Raw genomic sequence first — 9,495 nt, forward strand, 5'->3', positions numbered from 1 at the left:
GCCAATCCTTGAGCAGTTGATCGGCCGCTCGCCGAGCCGCGAGCGCGAGCGCGCTATCACGCATCGGATCGGCCAGTCGGAATTGAATCGCGCCAGCCTGACGCGTGCCCAATACCTCCCCAGCGCCGCGCATGCGCAGATCGGCCTCAGCGATGCGAAAGCCACTGGTCTCGCGGCGCAGGATGTCCAGCCGCTCGCGCGCCGCGCGTGTCAGCGGCGGATGATACATGAGCAGGCAGACACTATCGATGGTGCCGCGGCCCACACGGCCGCGCAGCTGATGCAGCTGCGCCAGACCCAAGCGCTCGGGATTCTCGATGATCATCAAGCTCGCGTTGGGCACATCCACCCCGACCTCAACAACGGTGGTCGCGACCAGCAGGTCCAGCTCACCGGCCTTGAATGCCGCCATCACAGGCGCCCGCTCCTGCGCCTTGATGCGACCATGTACCAGTCCAAGACGCAGCCCAGGGAGGCGCTCGCGCAGATCGGCGGCGGTGTCCTCGGCGGCCTGCGCCTGAAGCGCATCGGACTCCTCGACCAGGGTGCAAACCCAGTAGACCTGGCGACCCGCGTTGCAGCCGGCCTGCACACGATCGATCACCTCATCGCGCCGGCTATCCGGGACGGCAACCGTTGTAATCGGTCTCCGTCCGGGCGGTAGCTCATCGAGCTCAGACAGGTCCAGGTCGCCATAGACCGACATCGCGAGGGAGCGCGGAATCGGGGTCGCGGTCATGATCAGTTGGTGTGGGATGCGACCATTGCGCTCACCCTTCTCGCGCAGACTGAGACGCTGATGCACACCAAAGCGGTGCTGTTCATCAATGATCACCAGGCCGAGCTCTGCAAAGCGCACATCGGCCTGAAACAGCGCATGGGTGCCGATCACGACCCGTGCCTGTCCCTGCGCGATGCGCTCCAGGATCGCCGTCCGCTCACTGCCTGAGTGCCGCCCGGAAAGCCAGGCCAGCTCAACCTCCAAAGGCTCCAGCCATTGCCGCAGGCTCTGCAAATGCTGCTCAGAGAGCAGCTCGGTCGGCGCCATCAGGGCGACCTGGTGCCCCGCCTCGATCACCTGCAGCGCAGCCATCGCTGCGACCACGGTCTTACCGGAGCCGACATCGCCAAGCAGCAGCCGCATCATCGGCCGCGGTTGCTCCATGTCCGCCGCGATCTCATCGAGCACCCGCTGCTGAGCGCCGGTGAGCGCAAACGGCAACTGTGCCCGCAACCGCTGCCGTAGCGCCTTATCCCCTGTCAGGACCGGGGCACGCTGCGCACTGCGCGCCCGGCGCAGGCGGCGCAACGCCAACTGATGGGCCAGCATCTCGTCGAAGGCGAGACGCAGGAAGGCGGGATGGCTGCGCTCGAGCAACGCGCTGGTCAGCTCAGCGCCGGCATCAGCCGGCGGTCGGTGGAGCAGGAACAAGGCATCGGCCAGCGCGGGTAGCTGTAACGACGCGATCAGGGTGTCGGGAATCCAGTCCTTGAGCGCGCTCGGATCGCGCCGCAACCGGTCTAGGGCCTGATCAGTCAGCGCGCGCAGACTGGCCTGCTGCAGGCCCTCGGTCGCCGGGTAGATCGGGGTCAGGCGTCCGCCGGACTCCGAAGTGATAGGCACAGCCGCCTGTTGGCCAACCGCCGGACAGCTCGCCGGGCCATTCCCTCGCTCAGCAATGCCTTCCAGCGCCTGCAGCTCCGGATGCACCATCTCGAGCATCTGCGGCCCTTGGCGTACCTCGCCGAAGCAACGTATCCGCTGACCTGGTCGCATCGCCTCAACCTGGGCGCGCGTGAAATTGAAGAAGCGCAGCAACAGGGCACCACGGCCGTCGTCGATGCGGATCTTCAGCGAGCGCCGTCGGCCCTGAGCGATTTGGGCATCGACGATCTCACCCTCGACCAGCACTTCCTCATTGACGACCAGGTCGGCCAGCGGCCGCAATCGGGTGCGGTCCTGATAGCGCAGCGGCAGGTGGAAGAGCAGATCTTGCAGCGTCAGGATACCGAGTCGCCGGAGCCGTTCCGAGAGACGCGGCCCGACACCCTTCAGCTGCTCAACCGGAATCTGATCCAAGACCGAAATCGGTTCCCCCATTCAGCCTGCGACGGCAGCAGGGATGGCTGATTGAGGCTGGTCGGGCTGGTCGGTCATGCGCAAGGTTGGCTGCTTGAGACCCCGCCTCGCCCGTAAGGTCTGGGCCAGCTGATGCACGGTCATGGCGTAGTAGGTGCTGTTGTTGTATCGGGTGATGACGTAGAAATTCTCGAAGCCTACCCAGTACTCGAGGCCACCAGCCGCATCCAGACGCAGCAGGCTCACCTGGCGTTGATCCGGAAGCGCCACCGCAGGCTGAATCCCTTTTGCCCTTAGCGTCGCCACCGAGTAGTTGGTCTTGAAGCCGGTATCCGTCGACCAAGGCAGCCCAGCGCCCCCGCTCGCCCGCGCAACGACAGCAGCACCGGGCTTCCAGCCATGGGCATTGAAGTAGTGGGCGACGCTGCCGATCGCGTCCTCGGGGTCCCAGAGGTTGCGGCGACCATCGCCGTCGAAATCGACCGCATAGTCATGCCAGCTCGAGGGCATGAACTGCCCAAGGCCCATCGCGCCTGCGAAGGAGCCCTCCGGCTGCAGCGGATCGAAGCCCTGATCCTCGGCCATCAATAGGTATTGGGCCAACTCATCACGGAAGTAATCGGCTCGACGCGGATAATCGAAGGCCAGGGTTGCCAGCGCATCAATGATCCGATGCGTGCCCATGAAGCCGCCCCAGCGCGTCTCGATGCCGATGATGGCGACGATGTACTCAGGCGGCACCCCGTACTTGCGCGAGGCCTGATCCAGCGTTCTGGCATGTCGCGTCCAAAAGGCGCTCCCCTTATCGAGCATCGCCGGCGTGATATGGCGACCGCGGTAGCGGGTCCAGGCCCCAGTCGGCCCCGAGGCCGGGCGCCACTGTTTGTCCATATACTGGATGATCCAAGGATCACGCTTGGCCCGCTCGAAGGTGCGCACAAGCTCGACCCGATCCAGCCCCTTGGCCTCCATCTGCGTGATGAAACGCTCGACATCGGCGCGCCCGGCGTAGTCGCCGGTGGAGACTCTGCGTGCACTCTGCCTGCTCGAGGCATCGAGATCGGTGTCTGAGCTGAACGAGGCCTGGTGCACCCCGGCGAACGGGGTCGGCTGGGAGTTGCTGCGCTTGAGCTCGGCCGAGGTCTCCTTCGCCATCGAGCGATCCGCCCCCTTGGTTGGATTGGAGCCACACCCACCGAGGGCGAAGGCAGCGCAGAGCGGGATGAGCAGCAGCCGTGGTCGCATCGGGATTCTCCGGGTCAGTCGCTCAAGACCATGATCGCATCCATCTCGATCTCGGCGCCCTTAGGCAATGCCGCGACGCCGATCGCCGCGCGCGCCGGATAGGGCTCGGCAAAGGTCTCGGCCATCACCTCATTCACCAGCGGGAAGTGCGCCAGATCGGTGAGGAAGATGTTCAGCTTGACCAGATCGCCAAGATCGCCGCCAGCGGCCTCGGCAACTGCCGCCAGGTTGCTGAATACCTGACGCGTCTGGGTCTGGATATCACCCGTCACCAGCTCACCCGTCCCAGGGACTAGCGGGATCTGGCCTGATAGGTAGACGGTATCGCCCACGCGCACCGCTTGGGAGTAAGGGCCGATCGCGGCCGGCGCCTGTTTGGTATGGATGATCTGTTTCGCCATCGGAGCCTCCTCATCTCGTCAGTCAAGCCGCAACGATTTCGCCGAGGAACAAGCCGGTGATCAATCAGGACAGGAGTATAGCGAACCGAGACCGAAGGCGAGCGACAGCTTGTATCAACCATCCTGAGCGCAGGGTTCTCCTGAGTGCAGGCATCGTAAGGGTTTGTGTGCCTTGATCTCGATAACAATCGACTTCGGTACAGCTGGATCATCAGCGGCTCGAGTCAATGCCTGCTTCCGGAATCGGTGCAGTGGGCAAGCCTGAGCATTGACCTGGCATCGGCTCAGCCTCAACTCGGCTCAACCTCAGCTCAGCTCGGTGATTGGCGACCAGCGCCAAAAAGTGCCTGCCACCAGCGTCGGCGACCCTTCGGCACCAGCTGAGTCGACGGCAGATCAACCGGAGCTAGCTTGGTCATCACCCAGCCCGGCAATGGCGGATTGCTGCTCGAGCCGCAGACCACGCCGAGATTGTTGGGGTCGTAGATCTTAACGAGGCTCGGCAGCCGCAGATCATCGGCATAGACGATCCCGCACAGGCGCTCGTCATGCTCGCGCCGCAGCAGGGCATCGATCTCATCGATGAAGCACTCCACCGTCGCCTGATCGGCAGGAACCTCAGGCGGCGGCTCGCCGATGGCGTACAGATACCAACCGCCTTTGGCATCGGCACGCAGCCGCATCCAAAGCGCGTCCAGATCGGCCCAGCGCAAGGCCGAAGTGAAGCTCCCGCGAAAGGCGCGCAGAAAAGGATTGGTCTCCGCTGTCGGCTGCATGGCGCTATTCGAGTGCTTGCTCATGCGGCCGAAGGCTAACCCAAGGTCACTGAGTTTGGAACAAGATAGGACTCGAAAAGCGAACGCTGATCCATCGCCGGCCCGGCCATGCTATTCGCACGAACCTGATTGCCCTGACTTCTGTGACCCGGACACCAAGATACGTCCGGATACTGAGAACAAGGACATTCGCAGTCTGGATGCGTGCTGGCGGAACACTCTCTCTGGAGTCGCAAGCGTTTCGCTTCGCGCCAGCCATCGTTCCGACCAAGGGCAGGCTGGTATAGTCTCGGCTCAACCGATCGAGCGACAACGCCCATGACCAGCCTCTACCAATCCGAGCTCAGCGAGCTGCCGTTGCTCAGCCGCGGCAAGGTCCGCGATATCTACGCCGCAGGCGATGAGCATCTGCTCATCGTCACCAGCGACCGGCTCTCCGCCTTCGATGTAGTGCTACCCCAGCCGATCCCAGGCAAAGGTGAGGTGCTCACGCGGGTCAGCCGCTTCTGGCTCGAGCGCACCGCGGGGATCATCCCCAACCAGCTCAGCGATTTGCCAGTCGAGACCTTCGTCACCGATCCCGAGCGGCGTCGAGCGCTCGGCGATCGCGCCATGGTCGTACGCAAGCTGAGTCCGCTGCCCATCGAGGCCATCGCCCGCGGCTATCTGATCGGCTCGGGCTGGAAGGACTATCAGGCCAGCGGCGCGGTCAGCGGTATCAAGCTGCCAGACGGGCTACGCCAAGCCGATCGTCTACCGGAGCCGATCTTCACGCCCTCGACCAAGGCCGCGATCGGTGACCATGACGAGAACATCGACTTCGACGGCACCGCCGAGCGCATCGGCGCCGAGCTTGCCGAGCAGGTGCGCGCGATCAGCCTCCGCATCTATCAGGACAGCGCCGCCTACGCACTCGAGCGCGGCATCATCATCGCCGATACCAAGTTTGAGTTCGGCCTCGACGCCGAGGGTCGTCTGCATCTGATCGACGAGGTGCTGACCCCCGATTCCTCTCGCTTCTGGCCAGTCGATCAATACCAGCCCGGTAGCAGCCCACCGAGCTTCGACAAGCAGTTCGTGCGCGATTATCTCGAAACCCTAGACTGGGACAAGAGCCCGCCCGGGCCGATGCTGCCCGAGGCCATCATTGCGCAAACCGCTGCCAAGTATGCGGAGGCGGAGCGGCGCCTGCTGGGTTGAGATCGCATGACCGCCTTCCAACAACTCATCGACGCCATGCGTGCTGGACGAAACTGGTCGGGCATGGGCGACCCGAACCAGGCGCGCGAACTGATGGCGGCGGTCTATACCGAGCGTTACCACGGCGCGGCCCATTACCGAGATCGCTACCAACTCCGCGCCAACCTGCAGAAAAAGGAAGAGGCCGCCTCCTACGCCGGCTGGATCACGGCCGATAACCCCACATCAGGGGCCTACCAAGGCACCTCCTTCGTCTGGTTTCCTGGTGTCGACGGCAGCATCGCGGTGCTTGTCATCGGGACCGATGGCTTTGGTTCTGACAGCCATATTCTCGGCAGACCAGGGCATGGGCGACGGCTGCGCGCGCTCCGAACGCTGCATCAGGGCCGGCTCTGGGTCAAACCCGATCTCCTCGACCTCAACAGCCGTGTCCCTGAGACCCTCAGCGCCAACTGGCCAGCCGCTGAGCCTGCGCTCAAGACCTACGGCCAGGTCATCTATGCCGCAATCCCGGTACAGACCGATGCAGACGCCAACGCCGTCGAGGACCTGCTCGACCTCTTCTTCGCTGAACACGGCACACCACTGACAGGCAAGGCCCGAGCACGCTGGGAAAAGCGGCAGCAGGACATTGCCAGCGCCATCTTCCCCCGCTTCGATGAAACGCGCGTCCTCAGCTTATTGAACGAGCTTCGCTTTCTGATCCTCGAAGGTCCGCCCGGTACCGGCAAGACACGCTGGGCCATCCGCTTAGCGGATCAGATTGGCGGTGTGACCCAGGTCCAGTTTCACCCAGCACGCACCTATGAAGATTTCGTCGTCGGCCTCTTCCCACGCCCGGCCTCCAATGGACTGGCCTTCGAGGTACGGGCCGGCGACCTGCTGCGCGCGAACCAGGCTGCAGCCGAGGGTCCTCATGTCCTGCTGATCGACGAGATCAATCGCGCCGACCTCGGCCGGGTGCTCGGCGAGGCCGTGATGCTTTTCGAGGTCGGGGAGGCACCACGGCGAGCGCGCCTGCCGCAGATCCCCGCCGGTCACCCGCCCGAACTGGAACTCTCGCCCAACCTCTTGGTGCTTGGCACTCGCAACACCGCCGACCGTAGCATTGCGCGCATGGATCTCGCGATCCGTCGCCGCTTTGCCTTCATCGAGGTCTGGCCAGACCTGGAGGTTGTGGCCGCCGAGGGCGTCGATTTCGCTGTCCGTCTGTTCTCAGACTGCGTTCACAGCTTCACCGAGTTTGCCGACGACGAGACGCTGCGGCTGGTGCCTGGCCATGCCTACTTTCTCGATCCAAGGCCCGACCTCGATCCCGCCGATCGCCCAGTCAGAGTCGCCCGACGCCTAGAACTAGAGCTCTTGCCGCTGTTGCGCGACTACCTCAACGAGCGACTCTGCGGCGGCGCCACCGAGGCCATCGCTGGTTTGACCGACCGGATCAGCTCGACCTTGATGGGACTGCGCTAATGCCGGTCAAAAGCGGTACCACGAAACCGAAGGCCCGCAGAGAACTCACCCAACCACCGCCGTTGAATGCCCGACCGCTGTTTCGGCTGGTCGATCACGGCGACCCCATTCGAATCGAGCCCGCCGCAGTCGGCGCTGCCGGCGATCGCTGGATCGATGGCTTTCTGCAGGCCAATCAGGTCCAGCTACGCCGGCTCGATCTGCGCACCGAGGTCGAGACCCGTGGAGGCGTGCGTCTTCTCGTCCAGCCCGGCAGCCACATCGGTGCAGTGCCGCTGGTCTCACCAGCAACGCGTCGGGTCGCAGCAGGCCTATTGGTCGAGCCTCGTTTTCGTTGGTCGGCGCTGGGCTCGGTCTTGCAAGCAACCGGCTTTGCCGTTGAGCCGCGACTCGGCCAAGCGCCACTGGTTCCAGGCTCGGCGCGCGAGGTGCCACCCTGGCTCTTGGCCGCGCCCGTCCTGAACCGCCTTGAGGCCCTGCTGCGCTATCTCCGACGCGGCTTTGTCGAGCGCACCGAGGTCCGTACCAGCCCCCGCGGCCGGATCGAGTGGACGCAGTGGGCTCAGCGCCATCTCGCCAATGGCCAATGGAGCCGGCTACCCTGCAGCTTCCCGGACCTCGATGATGATCCGCAGCTGCTATCGGCCATCCGCTGGACCCTTGCCCGGCTGGAGCAGGATCTGGCACAGCAACGGGACTCGCCACCTGCGCGTGCCCTCAGCGAACGCATTCGTCTGCTGAATCATGATCTCGGCCCTGGCCCAAGCCAACGGCCCTCGTCCTGGAATCAGCCTCAGACCGGCTCAGGTTGGCTCGCGGACGCCCTGCAGGCAATGGGCTGGATCGCAGAAGAACGTGGGCTGGGCGGTGCCCGCAGCCTCAATGGCCTGGCATGGGATCTCGAAGCGGACCAAGTCTGGGAGGCCTGGGTGGCCGCCTTTGTTCGGGACTTGGCACCACAGCTTGGCTTTAGCTGGGTTGGCGCAAGCGAGGTCCAACACCGTCTCAACTGGCAGGGAAGTCTGAGTTCAATGGGCGCACTGATCCCAGACACCGGGCTACGCGGTGCGCAGCGTATGATCTGGGTTGATGCAAAATACAAAGCCCACCTCAGCCTGCTCGCCCGCTATGGTTGGAACGGCCTGAAAGACGCGGTGCGCGATGCACATCGCGCCGATCTGCATCAAGCGCTTGCCTACTCGGCCCTCAGCTCGACAGACAAGATCGATAGCGTTTTGGCCTATCCTCAACTGAGTGATCTTGATGATGAGCGTCGCCCGCATGCCACCATTGCGACACTCGCCTCAGGACGACGGCGGACTCGATTGGTACTGGCCGGGCTGCCCTTTGGCTTTCGGTCGCCAAGCCAACGCAATCGTGCACTCAGCAGCTGGCGCAAGTTACTCGGGCATTCTGAGTACGGCGGTTGACGGTTAAACTTTGCACAGGGCACCACATCATGGGCATGTTCGACAGCTTGCTAGTGCCGATAGGAGACCGCGAGGTCGAGGTTCAGACCAAGCGCTTCGACTGCGTATTGAAGACCTACCGCATCGGCGATCTTGTCAGCGGCGCCGCTCCGGGCTTGCGGGTGTACTTCGATCAGCTACGCATCGATGAAGACGCCCGACTCGTCTATCGGGAGACCGAGAGCCCAACCGAGGACTGGACCCTGTTCTTGGTGCTCGCCAATGGCGTCCTCGTCGATACCGACGCCGTTGCCGGCACCCTCGGGGAGGAGCTGATCCTCCAGCGTATCCGCACGCTCAACGAGATCTGGCAGGACTCCGCCCGCCTGATCGAACGCTTGACGACCTTCATCGCCGACAAGCAGAAACGGATTGACTGCTTAGACTCAAGTATCAACGCGGTGCAGCATGTGATCCGCGATACGCGCCGCCTGCGCCAAGGCGATGATTTTGCCGGCCCCTTCGACCTGATCCACGAAAGCTCACGCCGGTTGAAGCAAGGCGATGATCCACTCGACGTCATCGAGTCGGTCATCGGTAAAGACCATCGGTTCTTTTACTCCGACCCTGAGGTCCCCACCGATCGACTCGCAGACTATCGTCTCTGACCCTGCCAGAAGGAGCGCCTGAGTAACCTGGCAGGACAAGACCCCCGATCCAATGCCAACGCACCATTCCGGCCGCCTGATCATGCACCTCGATCTCGACGCCTTCTATGCGGCGATCGAGCAGCGCGATCATCCCGACTGGCGCGGTCGCCCGCTGGTCGTCGGCGCGCAACCGGGCGGTCGCGGGGTGGTGGCGACATGCTCCTACGAGGCCCGACGCTCTGGCGTGCATTCGGCGATGCCCAT

9 protein-coding genes are annotated in these 9,495 nt (G+C 63.8%); 5 read left to right on the forward strand and 4 right to left on the reverse strand.

Going from position 1 to position 9,495, the window contains the following annotated elements; all coding sequences use genetic code 11:
• The 4 genes from recG to ACY693_RS09575 all read right to left on the reverse strand — a co-directional run.
• On the reverse strand, positions 1-2,101 hold a 2,101-nt coding region (gene recG, locus ACY693_RS09560), incomplete at its 3' end, for an ATP-dependent DNA helicase RecG (protein WP_462321597.1).
• Positions 2,102-3,325 carry a lytic murein transglycosylase B gene (gene mltB, locus ACY693_RS09565; RefSeq protein WP_462321598.1) on the reverse strand — a complete coding sequence of 408 codons (1,224 nt, stop codon included), beginning with the start codon at positions 3,323-3,325 and terminating at the stop codon, positions 2,102-2,104.
• Positions 3,326-3,339: 14 nt separating this feature from the next.
• Positions 3,340-3,726 carry a RidA family protein gene (locus ACY693_RS09570; RefSeq protein WP_462321599.1) on the reverse strand — a complete coding sequence of 129 codons (387 nt, stop codon included), beginning with the start codon at positions 3,724-3,726 and terminating at the stop codon, positions 3,340-3,342.
• 311 nt (positions 3,727-4,037) lie between these two features.
• The gene (locus ACY693_RS09575) at positions 4,038-4,502 is read right to left on the reverse strand and encodes a hypothetical protein (RefSeq protein WP_462321600.1); all 465 of its coding nucleotides are present in this window, start codon (positions 4,500-4,502) and stop codon (positions 4,038-4,040) included.
• Between the two features lie 318 nt (positions 4,503-4,820).
• Between ACY693_RS09575 and ACY693_RS09580 the strand changes: the two genes are divergently transcribed.
• From ACY693_RS09580 to ACY693_RS09600, 5 genes are all read left to right on the forward strand, one after another.
• Positions 4,821-5,702, forward strand: a complete 882-nt coding sequence (locus ACY693_RS09580) for a phosphoribosylaminoimidazolesuccinocarboxamide synthase (RefSeq protein WP_462321601.1) — start codon at positions 4,821-4,823, stop codon at positions 5,700-5,702.
• 6 nt (positions 5,703-5,708) lie between these two features.
• Positions 5,709-7,172 (forward strand): McrB family protein, encoded by a 1,464-nt coding sequence (locus ACY693_RS09585; RefSeq protein WP_462321602.1) that lies wholly within the window; start codon positions 5,709-5,711, stop codon positions 7,170-7,172.
• Positions 7,172-8,602, forward strand: coding sequence for a 5-methylcytosine restriction system specificity protein McrC (locus ACY693_RS09590; RefSeq protein ID WP_462321603.1), 1,431 nt, complete (start codon positions 7,172-7,174; stop codon positions 8,600-8,602). The genes ACY693_RS09585 and ACY693_RS09590 overlap by 1 nt, the downstream gene beginning before the upstream one ends.
• The gene (locus ACY693_RS09595; protein WP_462321604.1) at positions 8,599-9,249 is read left to right on the forward strand and encodes a hypothetical protein; all 651 of its coding nucleotides are present in this window, start codon (positions 8,599-8,601) and stop codon (positions 9,247-9,249) included. The genes ACY693_RS09590 and ACY693_RS09595 overlap by 4 nt, the downstream gene beginning before the upstream one ends.
• Positions 9,250-9,301: 52 nt before the next feature.
• Positions 9,302-9,495, forward strand: a 194-nt coding sequence (locus tag ACY693_RS09600; protein WP_462321605.1) for a Y-family DNA polymerase, incomplete at its 3' end; no start/stop codon positions are given.

The sequence above is a fragment of the Halochromatium sp. genome (assembly GCF_054919635.1).

What these genes read in the sequence shown, in the direction of transcription:
- mltB (WP_462321598.1), bottom strand. Translation starts at nt 3,325, where the DNA reads ATGCGACCACGGCTGCTGCTCATCCCGCTCTGCGCTGCCTTCGCCCTC.
- ACY693_RS09570 (WP_462321599.1), bottom strand. Translation starts at nt 3,726, where the DNA reads ATGGCGAAACAGATCATCCATACCAAACAGGCGCCGGCCGCGATCGGC.
- ACY693_RS09575 (WP_462321600.1), bottom strand. Translation starts at nt 4,502, where the DNA reads ATGCAGCCGACAGCGGAGACCAATCCTTTTCTGCGCGCCTTTCGCGGG.
- ACY693_RS09580 (WP_462321601.1), top strand. Translation starts at nt 4,821, where the DNA reads ATGACCAGCCTCTACCAATCCGAGCTCAGCGAGCTGCCGTTGCTCAGC.
- ACY693_RS09585 (WP_462321602.1), top strand. Translation starts at nt 5,709, where the DNA reads ATGACCGCCTTCCAACAACTCATCGACGCCATGCGTGCTGGACGAAAC.
- ACY693_RS09590 (WP_462321603.1), top strand. Translation starts at nt 7,172, where the DNA reads ATGCCGGTCAAAAGCGGTACCACGAAACCGAAGGCCCGCAGAGAACTC.